We start from the raw sequence: 26,604 nt of genomic DNA, 5'->3' as shown, positions 1-26,604 counted from the left end.
CGACTAACTATGGTTATTACTGAGAAATTTATTTGATAAAGGAAAAATGTGATGTGATGGTTGACGTATGATCCGGACGGCATGGTAAACAATCAATTGTCCGTCGTCAACTCTCATCTGGAACGAAGTGAATAGATTCTAACCCCCCAAGGGGTCATCAATGCCCATGTATAGTATGCAAATTCTGCACTCATTGATTTATCGTGTTCTTTTTATATTATGGGGCAATATTACGCATTATTTTTCAAATGCAAGCAATTTTATCTGAATAAGTGACTAAAAAGTGAGAAAAAGGCAATGTCTTCTTACTTTTTAGTTGTTTTAGCCGCTTTTTCCTTTTCCATATCTTCCCGGCTTTTGCTTTGCGTTACAAGGTAAACACCAACAAAAACAAAGAGGGCGGAGAGTAGTTTGGTTATACTGAAAGTATCTTGTCCTATCAAAACCGTGATAAATGAAGCTATAATAGGCTGGACATAATTGTACATACTTACCGTTGTGGGGCGAATGCGTTTTAAAGACATAGGTATCAATAAGTAGGGTACAAAAGTAGCTCCGAATAACACGAAGAAAATAGCTCCCAGTTCCTGATAATCCAATACGGTACGGTGGAATGCGGGTGAACTTGCGATATGCCCGAAGGTAAATGGCAATACGCTTAAGGTGGAAAACAAAAACATCCACTTCATCATTGTTATTGCCGAATATTTCATCGTTAACGGTTTGGACAGTACCAGATACACCGAATATATGAATCCGCTAAAGGTAATCAGTAAATTACCGGCCAGGCTGCTTGTCTGATTGGCGCTGTTTGCCGATTGAAGTATAAGAGATACGGCTCCGATGATTCCTAATAAAACGCCGAATGCTTTCATTCTTGTAATAGGTTCTTTCAGTATGAATGCAGCCAGGATCATAACGAATATAGGCACAGCTGTCGCTATAATGGAAGCGTCTACCGGCGATGTTATATTCAATCCCCAGATGAATAATCCTTGATTAAACCCTACTCCGCATAGGGCACAGATAAAAAGAGTTCCCATATCCTTTAGCGGAACTTTTTCGGCCGGAACAAATAAGGAACATATCCAGAACATGACACAGGCAAAAGCCATACGCATTACGGTGAGCGCTTCCGGTTCCAGATGGGAAGGCAACAGGAATTTGGATATGGGCATATTGATTGCGAATAATACATTTGCCGCTAATATCAATAAATGTCCTTTTAATTTCTCATTGCCGCGCATATCAGTGTTTCTATGTTAACGCTGCAAATATAGTGTTTTGATTTATATCATGCCTGTAAATTATCGGAATCCATACCATATATTAGTTTTATCCTTCCGACATATTAGTAACAAGATGCGGACATTTTATTCTTTTGAGCCTGGTCAAAATCAATTACGACCTGGCTCAAAATCAATTTTGCCCTGGCTCAAAATTAATTTCGACCTAGGTCAAAAGAATAAAATAAGCTGCACTCGTTGTTAAATTGTGCGGAGTTTGAAGATAAAAAGAGCGTGGGTTTTGTTTCATTCACTATTCAAATGGTATAAAATAGTTATCTTTGTAAAACAGAAAACTAAAAAATAAACAGAACACTATGAAACGTATCATTGAAATATGTGCTAACTCTGCTCAGAGTTGTGTAGAAGCTGAGGCGGGTGGCGCTAAACGTGTTGAGTTGTGTGCGGGTATCCCCGAAGGTGGAACCACACCGAGCTATGGTGAAATAAAAACAGCCCGGGAGATTACTTCTACAATAGATATAAATGTGATTATCCGCCCTCGTGGTGGTGATTTTCTATATACTCCGGCCGAAGTTCAATCCATGTTGGCCGATATAGAGATATGTAAACAGTTACAAGTGCATGGCGTTGTGTTTGGCTGCTTGACGAAAGAGGGCGATATTGATATCCCTTTAATGCGGAAGTTAATAGACGCAGCCAAGCCGCTTTCGGTAACTTGTCATCGTGCTTTTGATGTTTGTCGTGATCCTTTTGCCGCTTTGGAACAATTGATAGAGTTGGGTTGCGACCGCATTCTTACTTCCGGCCAACAGCCGGATGCCGTAAAAGGTATTCCTTTGATTGCCGAGCTGGTGAAGCGGGCCGGCGACCGTATTATTATTATGCCGGGTTGCGGTGTGCGGGAGAATAATATTGCGCGGATAGAACGGGAGACCGGGGCGAAAGAGTTTCACACTTCTGCCCGCAGCGTTGTTTACAGTAAGATGGAATATCGTAATGAAAATGTTCCAATGGGAAGTAGTGCGGTTACTTCCGAGTTTGAAACGGTAGAAACAGACAGGAGGAAAGTAGAGTCGTTTGTGAGTTAAAAAGGAAATTTCTTCAAACTTTTTTAAAGTGTCTTTTGTTGTTTGGAACGTAGAGCTACATTTTAAATACCTAAAAAATATGGAGAATAACGAAAACGCTGTAAATGGTCGCATTATTGTTGCAATGCGTAATATTTTTATAAGTGATTATCAACAGATTATAAGTAAATATGCCGATCAGCAAGAACAAAAATGGATTGATTTAGATATTTCTTCCGATTCGGTATTCAGTTCTTCGGCAGTAAGCTATTCTATGCAGGATGTTTCTAAAGCGCTTCGAAGTATCAGCAGTGAATTAAAGATTCCTTTCAGTTTGTTTATCAGCGGTTATAAATATGAAGAAATTGCCGAACAGTTGAATATTCCGGTAGGAACTGTTAAGAACCGTATCTATTTTGCACGCCGGGCTTTAGAACAGGTCTTAGGCGGTAATAATAAATTTTCCGAATAAAAATATTGATATCTACTCATTCCCGTACCGCAAAGACCTTTGGGGGACGCTAATATGGCTTCACTCTCAAGGTCTTTGTATTTAAGTGATATTCATTACTTTGTAATAAGTGTAGCGTATTTCATATATATTCCGTACCTTTGAAGCAATATACTATTGGAATATAAACATACCATGAAATACCTTTATTTATTTATCACTCTATTGACTACTTCATTTTGTTTTGCGCAACAAGATTCTATTGTCCCTTTTGACAAAGCCTACAAACGGGTTTATAATATAATGAAAGTTTCCGGCAGTAAACCTGTCATGGACGGACGGCTTGATGAGGATTTTTGGATGAAACAGGGAGAATGGTCCGATCGTTTTGTACAGATTATACCTTATGAGCGTGCTATATCTCCATCTCTTACACGGGTAAAGCTATTTTATGATGATAAATATATTTATGTAGGCGTAATGTGTAATGACGCTGTTCCGGAAAAGATGAACCGTTTTATCGGTAATCGGGATGATAACAGCCAGGGAGATTTGATTAGTGTCGCTTTCGACACTTACCATGATTACAGGGCTGCTTCTGAATTCAATATTAATCTGGGAGGAAATAAAACCGATTTGGTAGTTACTGATAAGCTAAATGTTAATCTTAGCTGGAACGCCGTTTGGGAAGGACGTACGTATGCCAATCCGAAAGACTCTGTCTGGACGGCTGAGTTACGTATCCCTTTTAGCCAGCTTCGCTATAACCAGAAATCGGACGATGGTGTCTGGGGATTGCACGTGCGTCGTATAATCCGTCGTAATAATGAAGTACAGAACTGGAGTATGATCCCGTTGAAGAATAACGGACATGTGTTTTCTTTTGGGGAAATGCACGGTATGACGGATTTGCCCAAGCCTCGCGGCATAGAATTCCTTCCTTATATGATGGGCAAATACCGTAAATCTCCGCAAATACCGGGCAGTCCTTATCAGAAGGGACACAGCTGGGGAGGAAATATTGGCTTGGATGCTAAGTTCGCTTTATCTGATTTTACTTTGGACCTTACTATTAATCCGGATTTCGGGCAGGTGGAACTGGACCCTTCCGTGATGAATCTGACTGCCTATGAGACCTTTTATGATGAAAAGCGTCCTTTTTTCCTTGAAGGAAAACATATTCTTGATTTTGCCAACGGAAGTGATATGATGTTTTATACACGTCGTATCGGTGCGGCCCCTTCTTATTCTCCGCAAAATATAGATAACATAAATAGCTTTTCCGGAACGAAAGATAATGTTCCTATTATCGGTGCTTTAAAATTAACCGGAACTAATCGGAGCGGGGTTACTATTGGCGTGGTACAGAGTGTTACTGCCCGTTCATCTGTTAAAGTGAGCCGGAATGGGACGGAAAGCAAAGAAATTGTAGAACCGCTGACGAATTATACGGTAGCCCGCGTACAAAAGAACTGGAAAGGGAATACCTTGTTGGGGGGAATGATCACATCGGTAAACCGTGATTTGAACGAACCTTATCTGGAAAACTTTCTGGTACGAAATGCTTTTACGGCAGGCGTGGATTTTACTCAATATTTTAATAACCGTTTGTATTATATAGATGTAAAGGGGATGATGAGTTCCCTGAACGGAACAAAAGAGGCGATAACTGTTTTGCAGCAAAATGCCGTACATTATTATCAACGTAAATCTTCCGCAGACTATTTGGGCGTTGATCCGAATAAAACGTCTCTGAATGGTACAGGCGGATATATAAAAGCCGGAAGGAAAGGGAATGCGAAATGGGCTTTCTCTGAAACCTTCGGTTGGTCTTCTCCCGGATTCGATCTGAACGATATGGGGTATATGAAGGAAACCGATTATCTGATGAATGAATCGGAGATTGCTTTCCGTCAGACGGATATATGGAAAAACTTTCGTTACAATGCTTTTACTCTGACACAGACGAACCGCTGGAACTATGGAGGTGATGCCATTAATAACGCTGTGGCTTTGCGTTGGCAGAGTATGACGATGAAACGTTACGAGTTGGATTTGAAGGAGACGTTTGGCTGGAATAACTTGGATAGCCGTTTACTTCGTGGTGGTCCGGACGTACGTTATGATCCGTATTTTCTGACATCTTTAAGAGTTAATACGGATAAAGCTAAACGCGTAATGTTTATGTTTAAGTATGAGGGAAATCATAATCTGGACGGATATAACCGTTTCAATACGATGATGCCGAGCCTTTCTTTCCGTTTGGGAAATCATGTTTATTTATCCGGCGAGCTGAATTATACCTGGAATACGGATAATATGCAGTATATAAATACGCTGCAGTCGTCTTCTCCTCGTTATCTGGTTGGACATATGGACCAGAAGACATATGGTTTGACAATGAAACTGCAAGTGAACGTAACTCCTGATATTTCCATTCAATTCTATGGATCTCCGTTTACTTCTACTGCTAAATTCAGTGATTTCAAGTTGGCGGCCGATACAAAGTCCGGTTCATATGATAATCGTTTTTATTCGATTCCTGCGTCAACTCTTAGCTTGGCGGATAACCGTTATTCTTTTAAGTATAATAAGGAAGAATATGAATTCCAGAATCCAAACTTTAGCTTTAATGAATTTCGTTCCAACCTGGTGGCACGATGGGAATATCTGCCGGGATCGACTCTCTATTTTGTTTGGGAACATCAAATGTCTGGCAGGAACGACCGGCAGATCAAAGGCTGGGCTTCTAATCTGGACAGAATGTTCGGACTTCCGTCTACAAATACCTTTATGATAAAATTAAATTATTGGTTCAATATATGATGTAATCTGTTTTTTCTGACTATTTTTGTTCTGAACATCTGTTCCGGCATGTTTCTTGACGGAATATAAAACCTGAATATATAATGGAAGAAGAAAAGAAAAGACTTGTTCGTTCAAATGATAAAATGATCGCCGGTGTATGTGGTGGCATTGCTGACTATTTTGGATGGGATCCTACTTTGGTTCGCGTAGGTTATGTGGTGCTAAGTATATTTACTGTTTTTTCCGGAGTTATAGCTTACATTATACTTTGGTTGATTATGCCTAAAGAGAAGGAATCAAAAGAATGAATTTTGAATTATCGTCGCCTTTTAGTCCTACCGGAGATCAACCGGAGGCTATTGCCGCGCTTACCGAAGGTATCAAAAGTGGTGTCCCTTTTCAAACGTTATTGGGAGTAACCGGTTCAGGTAAGACGTTTACAATTGCCAATGTGATTAAGGAGGTACAGAAACCAACCTTGATATTAAGCCATAATAAGACGTTGGCTGCTCAGCTTTACAGTGAGTTTAAGGCTTTCTTCCCGAATAATGCGGTAGAATACTTTGTGTCTTATTATGATTATTACCAGCCGGAAGCATATATCCCGTCTACAGATACATATATTGAGAAAGATCTGGCAATCAATGAAGAGATTGATAAATTGCGTTTACGTACTACCGCTTCTCTTTTGTCCGGAAGGAAGGATGTGATTGTTGTATCTTCGGTTTCCTGCCTGTATGGCATGGCCGATCCGCGTGCCTTTGCGGAAAAAGTAACACATCTGGAACGGGGTATGAAGATTGACAGGGATGTGTTGTTAAGGCGTTTTGTAGATGCTTTATATGTAAACAATAAGCTGGATTTTAATAGTGGCTGCTTTCGGGTAAACGGCGATACGGTGGATATCTTTCCGGCTATCGAGACTTTTGACGGAGTTGCTTACCGTATTGAGTTTTGGGATGATGAGATAGACCGTATGTCTTCATTTGATCCGCAAACGGGGAAGGAAATAGACGAACAGGATGAACTGAATATTTATCCGACGAATTTATTTGTTACGACACAAGATCGTATTAATGCGGCAATCGGTCAGATAGATGTGGACTTGGGAACGCAGGTGAATTTCTTGAAAGAGATTGGCAAACCTTTTGAAGCTAAACGTTTGTATGAACGTGTAACGTTTGATCTTGAAATGATACGGGAATTAGGACATTGCGCGGGTATAGAAAACTATTCTCGTTATTTTGACGGGCGTGCTCAGGGCGAACGTCCGTTTTGCTTGTTGGATTATTTTCCTCAGGATTTTATGCTGGTTATTGATGAAAGCCATGTTACTATACCTCAGATACGTGCTATGTATGGAGGCGATTATGCCCGGAAGAAGAATCTGGTGGAATATGGTTTTAGGTTACCGGCGGCCATAGATAACCGTCCGCTTAAATTTGAAGAATTTGAGTCTCTTACTCCATTGGCTATTTACGTGAGTGCAACGCCTGCCGATTATGAATTGGAGAAAAGCGAAGGAATTGTTGTTGATCAGGTGATTCGTCCGACAGGTTTGCTTGACCCGGTGATAGAGGTACGTCCTACCTTAAATCAGATAGATGATCTGATGGAAGAAATAGAACAACGCGCGGCAAAAGATGAACGCGTATTGGTAACAACTCTTACTAAACGTATGGCGGAGGAGCTGACTACCTATATGACCCGCATGGGTGTACGTTGTAATTATATTCATAGTGATGTAGATACGTTGGAACGTATTCAAATTATGGATGATCTTCGTAAAGGTTTGTTTGATGTGTTGATTGGCGTAAATTTATTGCGTGAAGGATTGGATTTACCGGAGGTTTCGCTGGTTGCTATCCTGGATGCTGATAAGGAAGGTTTCTTACGCTCTCATCGTTCATTGACACAGACGGCCGGACGTGCTGCCCGTAATGTGAATGGCAAAGTGATTTTTTATGCGGACAGAATAACGGACAGCATGCGGTTGACGATGGATGAAACGAATCGCCGTCGTGAGAAGCAATTAGCATATAATGAGAAACATGGTATTACTCCCAGACAGGTTATCAGAAATAGTGTTTCGTTGGTAGCCGAAAAGCAGCCGGCTGCAGTAGAGCCTTATGCTTATGTGGAACCGGAATCGACTTTGGTTGCAGATCCGATTGTTCAGTATATGAATCGTCAACAGTTGGAAAAGGCTATTGAACGGACAAAGAAGCAAATGACGGAAGCTGCAAAGAAACTGGACTTTATTGAGGCGGCTCAGTTCCGGGATGAATTGGTTAAGTTACAGGATTTATTAGCGACAAAATGAGATGCGTATGACGTTTAGATATTATTGCCTGGTTATTTTATTGTCTGTCTCTTTAGTAGGAAAGGTTTTTGCTGTTTCTGCTAAAGATACAATTTACTGTACAAATGAAGACAAGGCTATTTTTGAACGTTGCTTGGAAAGGATGATTCCAAAGAAGTCTTTACCTGTAGGGGATTTGATGGTAGAAACAGCCCGTTCCTTTTTAGGTGTTCCATATGTTGCCGCAACGTTAGAACAGATACCTGAAGCTCTTGTCGTCAATTTTAGAGGATTGGATTGCATGACATTGGTGGAAAGTACTTCTGCATTCGTACGTACTTTGCAATCGGAATCACCGACGTTCGCCGAATATTGTTATTATTTACGTTCTGCCCGTTACAGAAACGGGAAAATAGAAGATTATACGGATCGTCTTCATTATACAACGGATTGGATTTATGAGAATCAACAGGCCGGCTGGATAAAAGATGTTACAAAGGAAATAGGAGGGGAGCCATTGGATATAAATCTCTCTTTTATGTCAACCCATCCCGGAAGCTATCCTCAATTGAAGGATTCTCCGGAACGTATCGCTATCATCGCTGAAAAGGAAAAAGAAATTAATAAACGTTCTTATTATTATTTGCCTGAGGATAAAATCGGTGTTTGTGTCGATGGAATTAAAAATGGGGATATAATTTGTTTTGTGACCAATATTAAAGGATTGGACATTTCTCATGTAGGAATTGCTTGCCGTGTGGGGAGTAAACTGACTTTTATCCATGCTTCTTCTACAGCTAAAAAGGTAATAGTTAGTGAAGAATCCTTGGAGTCTTATACTAAGCGGATAAAAGGGAATATCGGGATAATGGTTCTTCGTTTATCGGATCATCATTGAAATAACTCAAAGGCAAATTTAAAGCCGACACTTTGATATTCCCATCTGTCGAATCCTAAAAAGATCCCGATGTTAAAAATATTGTTACCCAGCCCATACCCTACTTCCGTGTAACTTGGTAATATAGGAGTCCATAGCTGGCTGAGATAGAACCGTTCGGAAAAGATATGTTTGGAGGCTTCCTTATTTTCGAGTAGCTGGAATAGTATAAACGGACTTTGATACATGAAATGGGCTTGAACGTATTTGTCGGAAGCATTATACCATTCGCTTTTTAACAGATTAAATACTCCTCCGATCTTATCATTCCACGAATCCGGAAAATTGTGTCTTGTGAAATATTCAAAATCCGCGAAATAAGTACTTTTAGCTCTTGTGTAAAACCCTCCGCTTATGTGATAATTGAGCTTGCGGAGTAAGCCTAACGATATACTCTGGTGTATATCGGCTTCAACACGTCCATAATTACCGGTACTTTTCCCGACATTCGGAATCGCTTGCGCTATTTCAAGAGATATGGTCGGGTAATAAGAACGAACATATTCTTTACGGTGTCCGTCCATTCTGTAATATTGTCGTGGTGTATATGTGAAACCGACACTTGTAAGGAAATCATGAAAGTTCTCACTAAGCAGTTCGTTTACATCATCTCCTGCTTCTATGTTCGTTTTGCTTTTAACAGGGATACGGCGGTGGTAGGAAATACCGGTCATTAACTGGAATCCGTTGAACAACTCGAAGCTATTACGTAAATCAACGTAATAATGTTTGAAGTATTTGAGATTCAGATCGTCAAAGTCGAAAATGGAATCTTTTAATTCTTTATTGATCTTCTGGGTAATCTCGGAAGAATATCCCTGGTTACCATTTGCGATAGTAAGACTGAGTACTCCCATCTTTTCAGGTTTATATTCCCAGTCTCCTGCAACTTTAAAAAATATTTCTTTCCGTTTGGATACAAAACCTATTTCCGGCCGGAAACGCAATTGCCGGTCGTCTTTAAATGTCTTACTAAGGCGAAGCTTCTGTTTGTAGGATATCCCGTTCCTGGCGGAATATCCCAATTGAAAAGGATTTAATAAGCCGGAATACTTTATACGGGTGGTACGGTAATCCAGGTTTACCGTGTTTGTTAACTGTTCCGTTAACTCTATGTATTTTGTCATGTTTGTTGTATCCGTTTTGCCTTCGCTTGTCTCAAGTGGTGTATATAATATTTTTTGTTCTTCTGCAGTTAAGGGAATATCCCGTATTTTATTCCAATATGCCGAATCCTGTATTATTGGAACCGTGTCCGATGATAAACGATAATAGCTGGTTAGGTCCAGTGATTTTCCTTTCCCTTTTTCATTATCTTCCTCAACCCATTCGACTTCGTTGTATTTAAACGTGGAATGGTAGGTGCTGACGATTGCGTTACCCAATACATGATACCTTAAAAATAAATCAGCCTTTTCCGGAAGAATAAACCGGCGGAAGTCTCGGCTGAATGTCATTACTAAATTGAATTCAGCAAAAGACAGCCGGCCATTCATATCTATTTTGTCTATTATCCAGCTTTTGTCTATGATATATAAATCTCCACAAACCAGCTTCTGACTCCATATCTTCGGCATAAAACGGATTTTATATATTTTTAGTCCGGCTGTATCCTGTATGCCTTCCAATGTGAAATTGTACAAGCTGAAAGCATTGCTTGCGACAGGCATTAATATGCCTTCATTATAGGCTGTGGGAGAATAGACATTGAGGTTCAGATAATTTAAAACCTCCTGTTGTTTGCTGCTGTTGGGAATGCTGTTTCCGTTTACTGCTTTAAAATTATGCAGGTATGTATTGGGGGCGTTAAACTTAGACTGACTAACCATCTCGAAAACTATATCTTTGTTTTTACGGTCTACAGGAAACAGATGATTGGCAAAACGAATTAAAAAATTATGTTTGAGTATTTCCGTATGTCCTTTAATATAAATTTCGGCATCATATTTAGAAACTGCGTCTTCGTAGCCGGCAGCACTGCTAATTACGATTCTCATAATAGAGTCTGCTTCTACATTTTTAGCCGGAAGGTTATGAGAAAGCAATGTCTTGTTACTATAAGTGTTTTTTGAGTTTGCAATTACACTTACAGTTATTAAAATCAGGGCGAGTATTGTAACTATTCTTCTCAACGAATCTCTATCTTTCTATACAAACGTAATGAATAAATTTCAAATTATAGGTGAAAGAACATGAAATGTTACAATTGCATGTAATTAATCATACAAAATGTTTTATTGATTCAAAAGAAAATCAGTATATTTGTGCTTCATAAGTATGTTATATAGCAGTCGTGGTTAAGCAGCAAAAAGAAGAGGTCGATATATCGGCTAGTTTATCAGAAGTATGGAGGGTTTTGACCGATAAAGAGCGGGAAATTCTTCGTAATAATTCGTCTATTCAATACTTTAAACGAAATGAATTAATTTATTGTGAAGGAGACGAACCTAGGGACATGATGTGCTTACTGAAAGGCAAAGTGAAAATTTTTAAAGAAGGTGTTGGAGGTCGAAGCCAGATCATTCGTATGATTAAGCCTGTTCAGTATTTTGGTTACCGTGCGAATTTTGCTCAGGAAAATTACTTGACAAATGCTTCCGCTTTTGAAGCATCTACGGTTTGCCTGATTCCTATGGCGGTAGTCACTGATCTTTTGATGAGTAATCCTAACTTGGCAATGTTTTTTATTCGTCAACTTTCTATAGATTTGGGTGTAGCAGACGAACGTACAGTTAACCTGACTCAGAAACATATTCGTGGTCGTTTAGCAGAATCTTTGTTATTCCTGAAAGATAGTTATGGCTTGGAAGAAGATGGTGCGACATTGAGTATATATCTTGCCCGTGAAGATTTAGCAAATCTGTCTAATATGACAACTTCTAATGCAATCCGCACTTTATCGACTTTTGTCTCGGAACGTATTATAGCTCTGGACGGTAGAAAAATAAAACTTATTGATGAAGACAAGTTGAAAAAAATCAGCAAAATGGGATAAAACAATTAGCAAATGACAGCCGATAGTTATATATGTTTATGTATCTATCGGCTGTCATTTGTTTTTAGAATTTGTATCCTATAGTCAGAACAGATGATATGTTTTTCGGGGAGAAACTTTCATCTCCTAAATATTTTGCTATGTCTCCCAAATCACCACCTATGTTGACCAGTCCGAGTTGATTGTCTAAAGCAAAGACAAATTTTTGATATTCAATTCCTATTCCCAGACAAGCACCTGCATCAAAACGGTTGCAACCTAAATTTCCGTCACTGATTTTACCAAAAGTATCTACATCAAATTTACCACCTATCGTTATGTATCCGGTGGAAGTTGGAATGTTTTTTTCAATTAGATCAAGTTTCGTTTTTCCACCTACTCCGCATGCTATATATGGACCTGCATTAATTATTAATTTAGTGTTTGTTCCAATATTAAAACGGGCAGCTGCTAAAATAGGTAGTTCAAGGTAAAGCTCATTCATTGTTACCGTTCCGATCTGGTCTTCTTTATCCTCGCCACCTTTAGACGCAAAGTTCAATGCTGTTTGTAAAGCCCATGTGTTGTTAAATGTATATTCCATACTAACTCCAAGCTTATATGCAAATTTTGCGTTGCTATCTGCGTTTTTCCCCCATAAACTTGAAACTCCAACGCCAGCTTTTGCCTGGAATGAGACGGGTGATTGAGCATTTGCTACAAATACGAATAGAATAAAACTAAGTGTTAATGCTATTTTTTTCATCTTCTATACTTTATATTATTTTATTGCTTCGCGAATACGAGTCAGTTTTATAAGTAATCCTTCTAATAAATCTAGCTGCAACATATTTGCTCCGTCCGATTTTGCTTTTCCCGGTTCTGGATGAGTTTCGATAAATAACCCGTCTGCACCGACAGCAATGGCCGCTTTTGCTATTGTTTCAATGAGAGCAGGCAAACCACCTGTCACACCGGAGGTTTGATTGGGTTGCTGTAAAGAATGAGTAACGTCCATAATTACAGGAAACCCGAATTTCTGCATTTGTGGAATACCTCGATAATCAACTACCAGGTCTGTATAACCAAATGTTGTACCACGTTCGGTAAGCATTACATTTTTGTTTCCCGCATCAACCACTTTTTGTGCTGCAAATTGCATGGCATCGGGAGATAGGAATTGGCCTTTTTTGATATTGACGATTTTTTCTGTTTTAGCTGCAGCTATTAATAAATCGGTTTGCCGGCATAAAAATGCCGGTATCTGTAAAACATCAACATATTCTGCAGCCATTGCTGCTTCATGTGTTTCGTGAATGTCTGTTACAGTAGGAATATTAAATGTTTCATTTACTTTTCGTAATATCTTCAGTGCTTTTTCATCTCCAATACCTGTAAATGAATCCAAACGGGAGCGATTAGCCTTGCGATAAGAACCTTTGAATATGTATGGAATATTGAGTTTCTCTGTTATACCGACTATTTTTTCGGCTATGCGTAAAGCCATGTCTTCCCCCTCGATTACACAAGGACCGGCCATCAGGAAAAAATTTTCGCTTTTATTTATTTCTTCTATTGTTATCATATTATTAAGTGTTTTGAAGTAATTTTTTTGTAATCTCTATTTTCTCTTTGGTGGGAAGCGTCGAGTCGATCCAATGGATTGTGCATCCCCGCCGTTCCATACCTCTGAACCAGGTCATTTGCCGTTTTGCAAATTGATGGATAGCTATTTCTAATTGTGAGATCATATCCTCGTAAGATAATTCCCCTATAATATATAATGTAAGGAATTTATATTCCAGCCCATAATAGATAAGGTCTTGAGGTTTCACGCCGGATGAAATGATGTTGCGGACTTCGTCTACCATACCTTCGTCCAATCGTACCCGTAGCCGTTTTGATATTTTATTACGACGGAGTTCCCTGTCTATGTCTATTCCTATAATCAGGCTTTTGATAGGATCATATTCATTCGCATCGGGAGCTTCGTTTTTATAATATTCCTCTATTTCTATAGCTCGTATTGCCCGTTGTGCTGTATCTACATCTGTTTTGTTGTGTAATATTTTGTAGGAGGCAAGTATTTGTTCCAGTTCTTGTAATGATTTATCTTTTAGGGATTCTCTTAATTTCGGATTCTGAGGAACATCTAATAATTTATAACCTTTTAATACTGCTTCGATGTACATACCTGTCCCTCCACATAATATAGGAAGTTTTCCTTTTTCTTTTAGGCTTTGGTAAGCTTGGTAGAAATCGTGCTGGTATTCGAATACATTATATTTATATCCCGGATCGCATATATCTATAAGATGACAGGGGATGGTTTTACCGTCTACAATATAGTCGGCGAGGTCTTTGCCTGTACCAATATCCATAGAGCGATATACTTGCCTGGAGTCTGCACTGATTATTTCCGTATCCAGTTGTGAGGCTAATGCGGCGGCGAAAGCAGTCTTGCCAGAGGCTGTCGGCCCTAGTATGGTGATAAGTTCATAATTATTCATATATACAAAAGTACGAAGAATTTGTATACAAAAAAAGCCGCCCTTATTCAAGGGCGGCTTTCTTATTATATTGTAATAAATTACTTAGCAGCGATAACGCGAGCCATTTCACAAACTTTGTTTGAATAACCCCATTCGTTGTCATACCAAGAAACGATCTTCGCAAAGTTAGCATCCAAAGAGATACCAGCCTTAGCATCGAAGATAGAAGTGTTTGAACATCCACGGAAGTCAGTTGAAACAACTGCATCTTCAGTATAGCCCAGTACACCTTTCAATTCACCCTGAGAAGCTTCTTTCATAGCTTTGCAGATGTCTTCCATTGTAGCGTTCTTTTCCAAAACAACTGTCAAGTCAACAACAGAAACGTCAGAAGTCGGAACGCGGAATGCCATACCAGTCAATTTACCGTTCAATACAGGTAATACTTTACCTACAGCCTTAGCAGCACCAGTAGAAGAAGGGATGATATTTTCAAGGATACCACGGCCACCTCTCCAGTCTTTCTTAGAAGGACCGTCAACAGTCTTCTGAGTAGCTGTAGCAGCGTGAACTGTAGTCATCAAACCTTTAACGATACCGAACTTGTCGTTCAATACTTTAGCGATAGGAGCTAAACAGTTAGTAGTACAAGAAGCATTAGAGATAATGTCTTGACCTGCGTAAGATTTGTGGTTAACACCATAAACGAACATAGGAGTAGCGTCTTTAGAAGGAGCAGACATGATTACTTTTTTTGCACCAGCTTGGATATGTTTGCGAGCTGTTTCGTCTGTCAAGAAGAAACCAGTAGATTCAACTACAACTTCAGCACCAACTTCATTCCATTTCAAGTTAGCAGGATCCATTTCTGCAGTCAGACGGATTTTGTTACCGTTTACTACCAAATTATTGCCTTCTACTGCAACTTCACCGTCGAAACGACCGTGTACTGAATCATATTTCAGCATGTATGCCAAATACTCAGCATCCAACAAGTCATTGATACCTACAATTTGAATGTCTTTGCCGAAGTTCTTCACTGCAGCACGGAACACCATACGTCCGATACGGCCGAAACCGTTAATACCTACTTTAATCATTGTAATAAAACTTTTATGGGTTTATTAAAAATACTATTTGTTCTAATTCAGTTTAACATCCACAAGGTGTTGCACAAGAAACCAATGTTATAAACATGAAAATAATACTTATCGCCAGAGTAATAATGTGTTTCATCTTGTCGTTGTCTTTAACGATTGCAAATTTAACTATGTTTTTTGTATTGAGCCTTATAAATGTTAGAAAAAACATGCTTTCTAACATAAATTAATTGTTGGACTTATTTCTTTTTCTTCGTAAAGATATTTGAGATTATATTTTTTGCCTTTTTTATTCCCCAGGTCATAATAAAAGGTTGAGCTATATCCCAAAGAAGAGGTAACATGTTTTTTCCTATGGATAAGTAATCTGAAAGTCCTAGAGATAGCCCTGTTTGCCTGGCTACTTCTGTGTTTGTATTTGTTGTTGTGTTTGATTTTGTTGTCGATTTGCTTCCCGGAAATAATAAATAAGAAATACCGGAAAGCAATAAACTGCCGGCATTCTCTTGAATATAAGAAAAATCGCCATTCAGCTTTTGTTCCTGTATTCTGCATTGTTTTTGAATGCGTTCTTTATCAGAAATCAGTTTCTCCAGTGGCGTCTGTATCTTCTTCATTGTCTGTGTCATTATTTTTATTGTCATTCGACGTCATTGCTGCAATTACTTCGTTCAGAACTAAATCACTTATTCTGTTTTTATTCATCATAATAACGCCAATCATTAGCAGGTATAAAATAGCTACCCCTGCAAAGCCTAGACCTGATGATCCGAATAAATCGCCCAGAAAAAATCCCAATGCAAGGAAAATAAATAAAATGGCAAAAAAGGCGAGAAACAACAATACCAAGCCATATGAAAGGACAGCAATTACTTTTCCTGTTCTTTCATATGTGCTTAATTTCAGGAGCTCAAGTTTTAACTCCACATAGGCTGAAATATCATCTTTCAGCTTATTGAAGATTTTTTCTGAGTCTTTCTCCATAATAATTATTATTCAGCGCTTTCGGCTGTCTTTTCTTTTACAGCTTTTAAAGCATCACATCCACTTTCTTTTGCTTTGGCAAGAGCTGTGTTAAAACCTTCTTTTACTTTACCTGCAACTTCTTTTAAATCTTCCAATAGTTGTTCTCTCTTATCTGAAGCTGCCAGATAACCAACAGCAGCACCTACTGCAGCGCCTACTACGAGGCCTAGCAATAATTTAGAATCTACGTTTTTCATAACTCTTTCTTTTTAAAGTTTCTACTAAGATAACGCTTTTGTTTGAATTTATGTTTATTTGCGTGTTAACTTTTCTTGTTAAATAATGTTTCTACTTTTTGACCTTTACAGCTACCCAATTGTTTTTCTCTGTATATGAAAGGAAAGTGAGTTTGTTCTTCTTACATTCGGTTTCTATGATTGGAATGTCTTCCTTATAAAATCCGCTCATGTACAGATAGCTTCCTGATTTCATGCATTGCGTATAATGCTTTATATCATTAAGTAAAATATTACGGTTTATATTGGCGAAAATGATATCAAACATACCATATAAAGGGATCTGTTCGGCACCTCCGAGCGCTATTTGTATATCGTCCGCATTATTTAATCGGATATTTTCAAGGGCGTTGTTGTAAGCCCATTCATCAATGTCTATCCCTACTATACGTTTAGCACCTCTCTTCTGTGCCAGAATTGCCAGCACGGCCGTTCCGCATCCCATATCGAGCAGTTCCTTATCTTTCAAATCCAGTTTGAGCATTTCACTTATCATCAGGTAAGTTGTTTCATGGTTGCCGGTACCGAATGCCATTTTGGGATCTATTATAATATTATATGTATAGCCCGGCTCAGACTTATGAAAGGACGCCCTTATAATACATTCATTCCCTATACGAATAGGATTGAAATAGTTCTTTTCCCATTCTTCATTCCAATTCTTGCTTTTTACTAACTTTTCAGTGTAGCGAATTGTGACATTGTCCAACGGGAAATTACTAAGTTTATCTGCTAAATCATTTATATTATATAATGTATCGGGAATATAACCAAGTAGCCCGTTTTTACTTTCCACAAAACTTTCAAAACCTATTTCTCCCAATTCAGCAGCCAATACATCATTTATAATTGATGTTTCTACCTGCGAAGTATATGTAAAGCTTAGTTCGTAATAATTCATTTCTTTGTTTTTTTGTATAAAACGTTATAGTTACAAACATACATAAAATCTTTGATTTGGAATAGATGAATGTGTCTTTTACTCTAAAAAACAATTTTGTTCCATCCCGATGAAACAAAAGTTTCACCTCGAAGGAACAAAAGTTTCATCCCGATGAAACTTTTAGGATAAAAATGAAGTTGCGATTCCGTTTTACTACAGAATATTTCAATTAGATATTCATACAAATAATAATAGAGTGTAAATAGATCATTAAAAATGTATAAAACAAGCGCTCCTCATTTATATGCATCTTATTAAGTGCTAAATTTGCACGTTCATTTAGACAAGTGTGTATGGATACAGAAAAAAAAGAAACAAAAGAGATAAATAAACTTTCGTTACTTATTGTAGCAGTCATTGTGTTAGTACTCATTATTGCAGGCTCTGGATACTATATATATCATCAGAAGCAGCAAATGGTGGGCTTAGTAGAGACATTTGATCTTGAGAAAGAATCTCTTGAAGATGAATATAATGAACTCTCTATGGCCTATGAAGGTTATAAATTCAGTGTTAATAATGATTCATTGGTTGCTTTGTTGTCTACAGAACAAGCTAAAGTACAACGTTTGTTGGAAGAACTACGTACTGTAAAGGCTACTAATGCTAAGGAAATATCACGTTTAAAGAAAGAATTGGCAACATTGCGTAAGATTATGCGTAATTATGTTGTGCAGATTGACTCCCTGAATAAAGAAAATACACAATTGAAGGAGGAAAATAAGCAGGTTGTAAGAAAATATCAACAGGCTACTACTACCGCTGCTAATTTGAAGAAAGAAAAAGAAAAATTGACTGAACGTGTTACTTTGGCAAGCCGTTTGGATGCTACTGATATTAGTGTGACTCCTGTAAATTCACGTGGTAAATTGGCAAAACGCATTAAGAAAATGCAACAATTTGTTGTCAATTTTAAGATTGCGAAAAATATTACTGCTCCGGTAGGAGAAAAGATGATTTATGTTCGTATTATGAAACCGGATGATGATATTTTGGTAAAGAGCCGTGCTAACCTCTTCACCTTTGAAGATAAAGAAATCAATTATTCTATGAAAAAGCTAATCGAATATGAGGGAGAAGAAGTCGCGGTTACTATGTATTGGGATATTGAAGAATTTTTGTCTCCGGGAACTTATCGCGCGGATATTTTTACTGACGGAAATTTAATCGGACGTAAAACATTTGAACTGAACGATTAATCTCATGGAAACCGACACCCCTTTTGCGAGACTCCTTGTTGATATCCCCGAAGCTCTTGCCAGGGATAGTGCTTTTGTGGGAGAGTTGGAAAGCCATGCGAAGGTAATTACTGTGAAGAAAGGTGACTATCTTCTTCGTTCCGGGGAATTATGTCAAGATGCCTATTTTATTAACAAAGGACTATTCATTAATTTATATATAAGTGAGAAAGGTAACGAGACTGTTACCGGTTTTGCATCAGAGAGTCAGTACCCTTTCCTTTCGGCTATCGGTTATTTTACGAAGGCTCCATCCGACTTTGAGATAAAGGCGGTGGAAGATGGAGAACTTCTTTGCTTTTCGAGGGCACATATCGAAGAGCTTTCCCTACGTTACCCTCTGTTTGCTTCATATTATCAGAATGTAATGCTTACTATTATTTCTAAGCTGTATTCTTTGTTTGCCGTGAGGCAATCGTGTACGGCTGAGGAATTCCTTAAATATCTTTACAATCATTATGCTTGGCTTATAAAGCGTGTGCCTGATAAATATATTGCACAATATATGGGCGTTAGTAATTCGTGGTACTGTAAATTGAAAAAACGTATCTTTAATTGAATTAGTTCAACATTATATTTAATTCAAACCTATATTTTTGTGCCGGATATTCATACATTTGCCTTCAAGGGGTATATACGAATGAAAACGGAGAGAAAATGAAACGAATCATTGTTTTATTGGCATTGCTGCTAATGGCAGGCCATGTAAATTCACAACGTATACTGACGTTGGAAGAATGCCGTAACCTGGCTATTCAGAATAATAAAGAATTGCGTATTTCAGGCGAGAAGATGAAGATGGCTGATAATGAACAGAAAGCTGCTTTTACAAAATATTTTCCGCAACTTTCTGCTATGGGAGCTTATATGTGGAACCAAAAAGACTTGAATTTGTTGGATATGGGATCTCTGCGCTCTGCTTTAGGTTCGTCATTAGGAGAACTTGCCCAATTGCCTATTGTGGATAAAGTAGTAGGAAGTGTGGATAACCTTCAGCATCTCGACATTCAAAATGTATGGGTGGGAAGTGTTTCTTTGGTGCAACCTGTTTTTATGGGGGGGAAGATTATCTCGTATAATCAGATTACCCAATATGCCAAAGAACTGGCTCTCTCTATGAATGACCTCCAACTGCAAGATATTATTTATAAGACAGATGAGACTTACTGGCAGGTTATTTCTTTGGTAAATAAGAAAAAACTGGCGGATGCTTATGTGCAATTGCTTCGTAAGATGGATAGTGATGTAACTGCTATGATAGCTGAAGGTATAGCAACTGAAGCCGACGGTCTTTCTGTAAAAGTAAAGTTGAACGAGGCGGAAATGGCACAAACAAAAGTGGAAAACGGATTGGCTCTTTCTCGCATGTTGCTTGCTCAGATATGCGGTTTGCCATTGGAAAATCCTATGAATCTGGCGGATGAAAAAATTGAAGACTTTCCTGTCACAGTGCCGGATGTAACGGCTGATGTGAATGAAGCTTTCTTGAACCGTAATGAATTGAAAGGATTAGATTTGGCCAGGAAGATTTATCAAAAGAAAGAACGTATTGTATTATCTGAAATGTTACCAAACGTGGCACTTTCTGCTAATTATTTTGTCACCAATCCTAATTTACACAATGGTTTTAAGAATGAGTTCTCTGGTATGTTTAATGTTGGGGTAATGGTAAAAGTTCCACTTACCGGATGGTGGGAAGGAACTTATAAACGTAATTCTGCCCGTGCAGAAACTCACATAAAGTCATTGGAATTGGAAGATGCACGTGAAAAGGTGGAGTTGCAGGTTAATCAGTCCGTTTATAAGGTAAATGAGGCCGGTAAAAAACTCATTGCTACTTCGCGTAATATGGAAAAGGCGGAAGAGAATCTCCGTCATGCCAACTATGGATTTGAAGAAGGAGTTATCCCTGCACTTAATTTGATGGAAGCGCAAACAGCTTGGGTATCTGCCCGTTCTCAGTTGATAGATGCACAAATCGAAGTTAAGTTGACACAAGTTTATCTCAATAAAGCATTGGGAAAACTTTCTGCCGATCAATCAAGTAATAACAAATAAAACGATATAGACGATGAACGAGAATAAGAAGTTTTCGATCAGTAACATGATGCTGGCATTTATTACAATGCTGGTGGTGGTAGGATTAGTAGCATTGGCCGGGTTCTTCCTGCTTACTCCTCCGGATGATATTATAATGGGACAGGCGGAAGCTACGCAGGTTCGTATTTCCGGTAAAGTGCCCGGACGTATTGATGCTTACCGTTTTGGTGAAGGAGATCGGGTTAAAGCCGGAGATACGCTTGTTTTCCTCCATACTCCTGAGGTCGAAGCTAAGTTGCAACAGGCAGAAGCTGTGCGCCTGGCTGCCGAAGCCCAGAGTGCAAAAGCCCAGCATGGAGCACGTAGCCAGGAGATAACCGGTGCTTATGAAATGTGGCAGAAGGCTAAGGCGGGTTTGGATATTGCCAAAAAGTCATATGATCGTATTCAGAACCTGTATGAGAAAGGGGTTATGTCTGCTCAGAAACGTGATGAAGTGGAAGCTAATTATAACGCTATGATTGCTACTGAAAAAGCGGCTCGTTCCCAATATGAAATGGCTAAAGAAGGGGCTCGCAGAGAAGATAAAGCTGCTGCTGCTGCTTTGGTGCAACAGGCTGGCGGAGCCGTAGCAGAGGTGGAATCTTATCTGAATGAATCTGCACTGATTTCTCCGATAGACGGTGAAGTTTCTGAACGTTTTCCTGAAGTTGGCGAGTTAGTTGGAACAGGAGCTCCTATTATGAATATTACAGACCTGAATGATATGTGGGTAACTTTCAGTATTCGTGAGGATCTGCTGAAAGATATTAAAATAGGTTCCGAATTGGAAGCATTTATTCCGGCTTTTGATAATCAACTGGTTACTCTAAAAGTCTATTACATGAAGGATATGGGTTCGTATGCGGCATGGAAGGCTACGAAAACTAACGGACAGTATGATTTTAAAACCTTTGAAGTGCGGGCTCGTCCTGCACAGGCAGTGGCCGATCTTCGTCCAGGTATGTCTGTTATTCTGAAGCGTAAAGCAAAGTAACAGTTTATGACATTACAACAAAGTTTACATAGTATCTGTAATATCGCTCGGCGGGAGATACACCGTCTGGTAGAAAGGCCTATTTACATCTTTTGCATGCTGGTGGCACCTGTGCTTTGTATTATCTTCTTTTTATCTTTGATGAAAGACGGGCTGCCTACAGATATGCCTGTTGCTGTAGTGGATATGGATGGCTCGGCGACATCACGTAATCTGATTCGCCAGTTGGATGCTTTCGAGCAAACAAAAGTGATTGTGCGGACTCAATCGTTTTCTGAGGCTCGTCAGGAGATGCAAAAAGGACGTGTTTATGGTATTTTTTACATTCCCGAAAATTTCTCGGTAAAGGCTACTACAGGTAAACAACCTACATTATCGTTTTATACCAATGGTACTTACCTGATTGCCGCCTCATTGTTGTTTAGGGATATGAAAACGATGTCTGTATTGGCAGGTGCATCTGTTGGTTTGCAGACCGGACAAGCTAAAGGATATACCGACGCACAGATTATGGGGCAACTGCAACCTATCGTAATAGATACTCATCCTATAGGAAATCCATGGCTCAATTATTCTGTTTACTTGAATAATACATTGCTGCCGGGTGTGTTGCAACTAATGATATTTCTCGTAACAGTGTTCAGTATTGGAATGGAAATAAAGCATGCTACTTCACGTAACTGGTTGGAGATGGGAAACGGCTCATTAACAATAAGCCTATTAGGTAAATTATTACCTCATACACTTATTTTTACGATGGTTGCATTTCTTTGTATAGCCGCTTTATATGGTTTCAATGCTTTTCCTTTGCATTGTGGTTGGATGCCGATGCTTGTGGCCGTTTTTCTTTTGGTCCTGGCATCCCAGGCGATGGGTGTGTTTATGATAGGTATACTGCCTACGCTACGTTTGGGACTGAGTTTTGCCAGTTTATTCGGCATGATCGCTTTTTCTATTGTAGGTTTTTCTTTTCCTGTGTTGGGAATGGACCCGACATTACAGGCTTTGAGCAATCTGTTTCCCTTGCGTCATTATTTTCTTATATATGTAGACCAGGCCTTAAATGGCCGTGCTTTGTATTATACTATTGACCAGTATTTTTGGTTGGCAGGTTTTCTTATTCTTCCTTTCCTTATTGGGAAGAACTTGAAAAACGCTCTATTATATTTTAAATATATTCCTTAAAAGAAAAAGGTGATGAAAAAGGAGCATCGTTTGCGATATATTATCAAGGAAGGTATTCTGGATATGTTTTATGTCTGGAAGGATGAGTTGAAGAATGTATTCAAGGATTCCGGTGTGATGATTTTTTTCTTTCTTGTGCCTTTTATTTATCCGTTATTATATTCATTTATTTATAACAATGAGGTCGTGCATGAGGCGAAGATGGTTGTGGTTGATCAATCTGATTCTTATCTGAGCCGCGAGTTTGTACGCCGTGTTAATGCTACATCCGATGTTCAGGTGGTGAAAGTCTGTTCCGATATGAAAGCTGCAGAAAAGATGCTTGATGAAAAAGAAGCATACGGAATTCTTTATTTCCCTTCCGATTTTAGTAAGGAAATACATAAAGGTAATCAGACAGAAGTTGTGCTATATTGTGATATGAGCAGTCTGCTTTTCTATAAAGCTTTTTTATTGGCTGCAACGGAGGTTTCGCTGGAATTAGGTGCGGAACTGAGGGCTCATAACAATCCTGTTTCTACTGAAAAGATGCAAGAGATTACGGTGAATCCCATACCGTATGAATCCGTGGCCTTGTATAATACACAAAATGGCTTTGCCAGTTTTTTGGTACCTGCTATTCTGATACTGGTTATTCAACAAACTTTGATATTGGGTATTGGTATGCTGGGGGGGACAGCTCGTGAAAAGAACCGTTTTCATAGCTTGGTACCTGTTTGTCGTCATTTTAATGGAACGTTGCGTATTGTATTGGGTAAATCGCTTACCTATATATTGCTCTATGTTGTGGTCTGTATTTGGGTGCTGCTTGTGGTTCCTAAATTGTTTGGTTTGCCGCAGGTCGGTGAAGGATGGACCATCCTGCTGTTTTTGTTACCGTATCTGTTTGCCTGTATTTTCTTTTCTATGACATTGTCTGGTTTTATGACATCGAGAGAATCTCCGATGATGGTATTTGTCTTTACCTCGGTTATTCTCTTGTTTATTTCGGGCGTCTCCTGGCCTAAGGAGGCTATACCGCCGTTTTGGAAAGCAGTAGGGTACTTTTTCCCCTCTACTCCTGGAATACAAGGATTCATCCGTATCAATACTTGCGGTGCAACTTTAAACGAGGTAGCTCACGAATACCATATTTTGTGGATACAGGCAGGCGTCTATTTTGTTTTGGCTTGCGTTATTTACCGGTTTCAAATACTTCGGAGGTCACTTCTGGATCAAGCCAAAAGTGACCAATAGTAATAATCAGATTTTGATCTTAGGCTTATACATGTCGTTTGCCGTGATCCCGCATTCTTTCTTCATCCGGATACAATATTCCAATAGGCTTACTTCCGGAACGACATTGTTTGTACCAAATGTGAATTTGATACCGGCTGCTTTCGCTTTCTGGATGATTGCTTTGTTGGGAATTTCGTAACGGGCATTGATCTCTAATGCTTTTCCACTCTCTTTCAACGCTGTGATAAATTTGTTCATACGGGCTTCTGTCCAGAACTCATCATATTTCTGATCCATTGGAGCAGGCAGGAAGCATGGATTGACATAGATGTCCATCGGTTCTTTTAATACCATGCAGATACGGTCAACTATCATATCCATATATTTCTGTTGATCTTTCCCGATCCACGTCTCTTCCGGTATCCAAAGACGGGTACGATGTCCCTCGTCGTCGGTAAAGGTCAAAGCATCGGTAAATACGTAATCAAATTCACTACGTTTTTCGGGGGAGAAAGTTGTCACCCATTCGCGTCCTTCCGCTTGCATGGCAAGTATGAAAGGCTGTGTGCGCATGCTGTCCAGATAGGCCATTATCTCATCGTCATTTGTGATAGGGAAGCCAATACCACAGTTAGGTGCGATGGCATAGTTGATGCCTACATGGCGTGATTGACGTGCTGCTCCTTCTTTGGTTAGGCCACCTTTGAGGTGAACGTGATAATCCAATACTGGAAAATCTTCCTGATGTAGTCGGATGATTTCATCTTTTTGCTCGTCTACTGCATTTACCTGCTGGGTTGTTGTATCCAGTGTTTTGGTATCAAGCACGTTGACAGTGATGTTACGGCATTGTATCTCTTTTCCTGAATTATTGACAATGGCAAATGTTCCTTCCGATAACAAAGCTTTTGTGTTTGGAGCGATACGATAGGGGGCTGTGGGTTCTATATATTCAACTACCGGTTCTCCGTTGATGTCTACCGTAATAGCTTTACCTTCTACTGCGATTCGCATTTTGAACCATTCGTTTTCTTTTACGAAACTTTTAGTTAAATTACGCACAGATTCGAGGCTGCCGGTCATTTTCCACCAGACAGGATCATTCCGGTCGTTATTGATTGCGATACAGTATCCTTTGTCGAGCGCATTGTCGGTATGAAACCAGACGTCGCCTTTTGCTCCCGGACTGGTTTTTACTTCCATCGTCAGCTCAAAGTCTTTGTACTTACCATCTTTTAGAATGGCTTTTGCTCCTTGTCCGGTGAATGTGAGAGAATTGTCTTTTATGGAAACTCCTTCGGAGGTATTCCATTTGCTACTGTCTTTTCCGTCAAATAACATCCCGCTGTCTGATCGGTTGCATGATGTGGTCAAAAATAAAATGAGGCCTGTTGCAAGAATTGATAATCTATTCATGGTCTTATGTAATTAAGTTCATTTATCTACTTCAAAGATAGTGAAATATTTATCGCTTCCATTATATTTTTCCAATCTTCTGCCAAGGCTGTCATACTCGGATAGAGCAAGTTGGCGCCGGCATCTAGTAATACCTGGTTGTTAAGTGGTCCGGTGTTTACTGCTATTGTAAAGATTCCTGCTGCAACGCCTGCCTGTATTCCCATGGGAGCATTCTCAATAACAAAAGCTTCATTGACTTTCACACCGGCTTTTTGTAGTCCCATTAGGTAAGGTTCGGGATGAGGTTTGCCATACTTTACATCGAAAGCAGTGATCATCTTTTCCCGCGTGAAATATCCGGGATATGTATGCTCCAGTTTATTGATCAGGCTGTGTTGTCCTGAGCCGGTAACAACTAAAGTTTGTAATCCGGAGGCTTTGGCCTGTTTTAACACGTCGATAGCGCCAGACATGGGTTCTCCATCATTGTATTGGCTGAACAGAGTGGACTTCTCTTTATAGATGTTTTGTTTTTCCTCAGGAGTGGCATCACGATGGAAAGTTCGTTGGTACAATTCGTTGATTGTACTTTCACCGGTACGTCCTTCAAACAGATAGAAGTCCTGAAGAACGGATTGTAAGTGATGTTTATCGGCAACTTCTTTCCAAGCTCTTGCATGGAAACGCATGGAATCGTATAATACACCGTCCATGTCAAAAAGAACAGCCTTAGGAGAGAGGGTTACTTGCTTGTTTTTTCTTAAGTAACGCGTAATAGCTTCTTGAATCATTTTGAATATTACCTTAAAGTGATTACAAAAGTACAACATTTAGAGCGTTTTGGTACAGAAATATTATTTAATAACTGTTGGCAATTATGTAGAAACTCTTACCTTTGATAGA

25 protein-coding genes are annotated in these 26,604 nt (G+C 39.2%); 13 read left to right on the top strand and 12 right to left on the bottom strand.

All coding sequences use genetic code 11. The features are described from left to right. Positions 1-305: 305 nt before the first annotated feature. A complete protein-coding gene (locus tag C1721_RS00595) occupies positions 306-1,247 on the bottom strand; it encodes a DMT family transporter (RefSeq protein WP_102406188.1) in 942 nt (313 codons plus the stop codon). 356 nt (positions 1,248-1,603) lie between these two features. Between C1721_RS00595 and C1721_RS00590 the strand changes: the two genes are divergently transcribed. The 6 genes from C1721_RS00590 (at position 1,604) to C1721_RS00565 (ending at position 8,776) form a co-directional block, all read left to right on the top strand. Continuing rightward, positions 1,604-2,338, top strand: coding sequence for a copper homeostasis protein CutC (locus C1721_RS00590; RefSeq protein WP_102406186.1), 735 nt, complete (start codon positions 1,604-1,606; stop codon positions 2,336-2,338). 79 nt (positions 2,339-2,417) lie between these two features. Further along, complete coding sequence (locus C1721_RS00585) at positions 2,418-2,789, top strand: RNA polymerase sigma factor (RefSeq protein WP_102406184.1); 372 nt, start codon at positions 2,418-2,420, stop codon at positions 2,787-2,789. Positions 2,790-2,963: 174 nt separating this feature from the next. Then, a complete protein-coding gene (locus C1721_RS00580) occupies positions 2,964-5,594 on the top strand; it encodes a DUF5916 domain-containing protein (RefSeq protein WP_102406182.1) in 2,631 nt (876 codons plus the stop codon). An 83-nt stretch (positions 5,595-5,677) separates the two neighbouring features. Then, positions 5,678-5,884, top strand: coding sequence for a PspC domain-containing protein (locus C1721_RS00575; RefSeq protein ID WP_102406180.1), 207 nt, complete (start codon positions 5,678-5,680; stop codon positions 5,882-5,884). Next, on the top strand, positions 5,881-7,899 hold the full coding sequence (uvrB, locus tag C1721_RS00570) for an excinuclease ABC subunit UvrB (protein WP_102406178.1): 2,019 nt from the start codon (positions 5,881-5,883) through the stop codon (positions 7,897-7,899). Before C1721_RS00575 ends, uvrB begins: the two co-directional genes overlap by 4 nt. 7 nt (positions 7,900-7,906) lie before the next feature. Further along, on the top strand, positions 7,907-8,776 hold the full coding sequence (locus tag C1721_RS00565) for an N-acetylmuramoyl-L-alanine amidase-like domain-containing protein (protein WP_102409170.1): 870 nt from the start codon (positions 7,907-7,909) through the stop codon (positions 8,774-8,776). Here the strand turns inward: C1721_RS00565 and C1721_RS00560 are convergent. Next, positions 8,770-10,920, bottom strand: a complete 2,151-nt coding sequence (locus C1721_RS00560; RefSeq protein ID WP_420872726.1) for a DUF5686 family protein — start codon at positions 10,918-10,920, stop codon at positions 8,770-8,772. The two genes, C1721_RS00565 and C1721_RS00560, sit on opposite strands and share 7 nt — an antisense overlap. A gap of 251 nt (positions 10,921-11,171) precedes the next feature. On the opposite strand from C1721_RS00560, the gene C1721_RS00555 reads away from it, so the two are divergent. Beyond that, on the top strand, positions 11,172-11,810 hold the full coding sequence (locus C1721_RS00555; protein WP_416277236.1) for a Crp/Fnr family transcriptional regulator: 639 nt from the start codon (positions 11,172-11,174) through the stop codon (positions 11,808-11,810). Positions 11,811-11,874: 64 nt separating this feature from the next. On the opposite strand, the gene C1721_RS00550 is transcribed toward C1721_RS00555, so the two are convergent. The 8 genes from C1721_RS00550 to prmA all read right to left on the bottom strand — a co-directional run bounded on the left by C1721_RS00550 (position 11,875) and on the right by prmA (position 17,544). Next, positions 11,875-12,555, bottom strand: a complete 681-nt coding sequence (locus C1721_RS00550) for a porin family protein (protein WP_102406172.1) — start codon at positions 12,553-12,555, stop codon at positions 11,875-11,877. Between the two features lie 15 nt (positions 12,556-12,570). Continuing rightward, positions 12,571-13,374 carry a 3-deoxy-8-phosphooctulonate synthase gene (gene kdsA, locus C1721_RS00545; protein WP_102406170.1) on the bottom strand — a complete coding sequence of 268 codons (804 nt, stop codon included), beginning with the start codon at positions 13,372-13,374 and terminating at the stop codon, positions 12,571-12,573. Between the two features lie 4 nt (positions 13,375-13,378). Further along, positions 13,379-14,299: a tRNA (adenosine(37)-N6)-dimethylallyltransferase MiaA gene (miaA, locus tag C1721_RS00540; protein WP_102406168.1), complete on the bottom strand. Its 921-nt coding sequence runs from the start codon at positions 14,297-14,299 to the stop codon at positions 13,379-13,381. Positions 14,300-14,379: 80 nt separating this feature from the next. Then, on the bottom strand, positions 14,380-15,381 hold the full coding sequence (gap, locus tag C1721_RS00535) for a type I glyceraldehyde-3-phosphate dehydrogenase (RefSeq protein WP_102406166.1): 1,002 nt from the start codon (positions 15,379-15,381) through the stop codon (positions 14,380-14,382). Between the two features lie 239 nt (positions 15,382-15,620). Continuing rightward, the gene (locus tag C1721_RS00530) at positions 15,621-15,998 is read right to left on the bottom strand and encodes a hypothetical protein (RefSeq protein ID WP_102409169.1); all 378 of its coding nucleotides are present in this window, start codon (positions 15,996-15,998) and stop codon (positions 15,621-15,623) included. Next, positions 15,958-16,365, bottom strand: coding sequence for a phage holin family protein (locus tag C1721_RS00525; protein ID WP_102406163.1), 408 nt, complete (start codon positions 16,363-16,365; stop codon positions 15,958-15,960). The genes C1721_RS00530 and C1721_RS00525 overlap by 41 nt, the downstream gene beginning before the upstream one ends. Before the next feature lie 8 nt (positions 16,366-16,373). Continuing rightward, the gene (locus tag C1721_RS00520) at positions 16,374-16,604 is read right to left on the bottom strand and encodes a YtxH domain-containing protein (protein WP_102406161.1); all 231 of its coding nucleotides are present in this window, start codon (positions 16,602-16,604) and stop codon (positions 16,374-16,376) included. Positions 16,605-16,695: 91 nt separating this feature from the next. Next, complete coding sequence (gene prmA / locus C1721_RS00515) at positions 16,696-17,544, bottom strand: 50S ribosomal protein L11 methyltransferase (RefSeq protein ID WP_102406159.1); 849 nt, start codon at positions 17,542-17,544, stop codon at positions 16,696-16,698. A gap of 335 nt (positions 17,545-17,879) precedes the next feature. Between prmA and C1721_RS00510 the strand changes: the two genes are divergently transcribed. The 6 genes from C1721_RS00510 (at position 17,880) to C1721_RS00485 (ending at position 24,321) form a co-directional block, all read left to right on the top strand. Then, positions 17,880-18,785: a hypothetical protein gene (locus C1721_RS00510; RefSeq protein ID WP_102406157.1), complete on the top strand. Its 906-nt coding sequence runs from the start codon at positions 17,880-17,882 to the stop codon at positions 18,783-18,785. A gap of 4 nt (positions 18,786-18,789) precedes the next feature. Continuing rightward, positions 18,790-19,383, top strand: coding sequence for a Crp/Fnr family transcriptional regulator (locus C1721_RS00505; protein ID WP_102406155.1), 594 nt, complete (start codon positions 18,790-18,792; stop codon positions 19,381-19,383). Positions 19,384-19,481: 98 nt separating this feature from the next. Then, the gene (locus C1721_RS00500) at positions 19,482-20,882 is read left to right on the top strand and encodes a TolC family protein (protein WP_102406153.1); all 1,401 of its coding nucleotides are present in this window, start codon (positions 19,482-19,484) and stop codon (positions 20,880-20,882) included. Positions 20,883-20,895: 13 nt separating this feature from the next. Continuing rightward, positions 20,896-21,900, top strand: coding sequence for an HlyD family secretion protein (locus C1721_RS00495; RefSeq protein ID WP_102406151.1), 1,005 nt, complete (start codon positions 20,896-20,898; stop codon positions 21,898-21,900). 6 nt (positions 21,901-21,906) lie between these two features. Continuing rightward, on the top strand, positions 21,907-23,085 hold the full coding sequence (locus tag C1721_RS00490) for an ABC transporter permease (protein ID WP_102406149.1): 1,179 nt from the start codon (positions 21,907-21,909) through the stop codon (positions 23,083-23,085). Positions 23,086-23,097: 12 nt separating this feature from the next. Then, on the top strand, positions 23,098-24,321 hold the full coding sequence (locus tag C1721_RS00485) for an ABC transporter permease (RefSeq protein ID WP_102406147.1): 1,224 nt from the start codon (positions 23,098-23,100) through the stop codon (positions 24,319-24,321). A 6-nt stretch (positions 24,322-24,327) separates the two neighbouring features. On the opposite strand, the gene C1721_RS00480 is transcribed toward C1721_RS00485, so the two are convergent. Together C1721_RS00480 and C1721_RS00475 are read right to left on the bottom strand one after the other, a co-directional pair. Then, positions 24,328-25,719 carry a DUF1080 domain-containing protein gene (locus C1721_RS00480; RefSeq protein WP_102406145.1) on the bottom strand — a complete coding sequence of 464 codons (1,392 nt, stop codon included), beginning with the start codon at positions 25,717-25,719 and terminating at the stop codon, positions 24,328-24,330. 26 nt (positions 25,720-25,745) lie between these two features. After that, positions 25,746-26,492 (bottom strand): inorganic diphosphatase, encoded by a 747-nt coding sequence (locus tag C1721_RS00475; RefSeq protein ID WP_102406143.1) that lies wholly within the window; start codon positions 26,490-26,492, stop codon positions 25,746-25,748. Between the last annotated feature and the right edge of the window lie 112 nt (positions 26,493-26,604).

The sequence above is a fragment of the Parabacteroides bouchesdurhonensis genome (assembly GCF_900186615.1).
GTDB lineage: Bacteria > Bacteroidota > Bacteroidia > Bacteroidales > Tannerellaceae > Parabacteroides > Parabacteroides bouchesdurhonensis.
The sequence above is the reverse complement of the archived record's forward strand: the minus strand, read 5'-3'. Positions and strand labels throughout refer to the sequence as shown.

Coding starts and splice junctions, on each gene's coding strand:
- C1721_RS00595 (WP_102406188.1), bottom strand. CDS start 1,247: ATGCGCGGCAATGAGAAATTAAAAGGACATTTATTGATATTAGCGGCA.
- C1721_RS00590 (WP_102406186.1), top strand. CDS start 1,604: ATGAAACGTATCATTGAAATATGTGCTAACTCTGCTCAGAGTTGTGTA.
- C1721_RS00585 (WP_102406184.1), top strand. CDS start 2,418: ATGGAGAATAACGAAAACGCTGTAAATGGTCGCATTATTGTTGCAATG.
- C1721_RS00580 (WP_102406182.1), top strand. CDS start 2,964: ATGAAATACCTTTATTTATTTATCACTCTATTGACTACTTCATTTTGT.
- C1721_RS00575 (WP_102406180.1), top strand. CDS start 5,678: ATGGAAGAAGAAAAGAAAAGACTTGTTCGTTCAAATGATAAAATGATC.
- uvrB (WP_102406178.1), top strand. CDS start 5,881: ATGAATTTTGAATTATCGTCGCCTTTTAGTCCTACCGGAGATCAACCG.
- C1721_RS00565 (WP_102409170.1), top strand. CDS start 7,907: ATGACGTTTAGATATTATTGCCTGGTTATTTTATTGTCTGTCTCTTTA.
- C1721_RS00550 (WP_102406172.1), bottom strand. CDS start 12,555: ATGAAAAAAATAGCATTAACACTTAGTTTTATTCTATTCGTATTTGTA.
- kdsA (WP_102406170.1), bottom strand. CDS start 13,374: ATGATAACAATAGAAGAAATAAATAAAAGCGAAAATTTTTTCCTGATG.
- miaA (WP_102406168.1), bottom strand. CDS start 14,299: ATGAATAATTATGAACTTATCACCATACTAGGGCCGACAGCCTCTGGC.
- gap (WP_102406166.1), bottom strand. CDS start 15,381: ATGATTAAAGTAGGTATTAACGGTTTCGGCCGTATCGGACGTATGGTG.
- C1721_RS00530 (WP_102409169.1), bottom strand. CDS start 15,998: ATGAAGAAGATACAGACGCCACTGGAGAAACTGATTTCTGATAAAGAA.
- C1721_RS00525 (WP_102406163.1), bottom strand. CDS start 16,365: ATGGAGAAAGACTCAGAAAAAATCTTCAATAAGCTGAAAGATGATATT.
- C1721_RS00520 (WP_102406161.1), bottom strand. CDS start 16,604: ATGAAAAACGTAGATTCTAAATTATTGCTAGGCCTCGTAGTAGGCGCT.
- prmA (WP_102406159.1), bottom strand. CDS start 17,544: ATGAATTATTACGAACTAAGCTTTACATATACTTCGCAGGTAGAAACA.
- C1721_RS00510 (WP_102406157.1), top strand. CDS start 17,880: ATGGATACAGAAAAAAAAGAAACAAAAGAGATAAATAAACTTTCGTTA.
- C1721_RS00505 (WP_102406155.1), top strand. CDS start 18,790: ATGGAAACCGACACCCCTTTTGCGAGACTCCTTGTTGATATCCCCGAA.
- C1721_RS00500 (WP_102406153.1), top strand. CDS start 19,482: ATGAAACGAATCATTGTTTTATTGGCATTGCTGCTAATGGCAGGCCAT.
- C1721_RS00495 (WP_102406151.1), top strand. CDS start 20,896: ATGAACGAGAATAAGAAGTTTTCGATCAGTAACATGATGCTGGCATTT.
- C1721_RS00490 (WP_102406149.1), top strand. CDS start 21,907: ATGACATTACAACAAAGTTTACATAGTATCTGTAATATCGCTCGGCGG.
- C1721_RS00485 (WP_102406147.1), top strand. CDS start 23,098: ATGAAAAAGGAGCATCGTTTGCGATATATTATCAAGGAAGGTATTCTG.
- C1721_RS00480 (WP_102406145.1), bottom strand. CDS start 25,719: ATGAATAGATTATCAATTCTTGCAACAGGCCTCATTTTATTTTTGACC.
- C1721_RS00475 (WP_102406143.1), bottom strand. CDS start 26,492: ATGATTCAAGAAGCTATTACGCGTTACTTAAGAAAAAACAAGCAAGTA.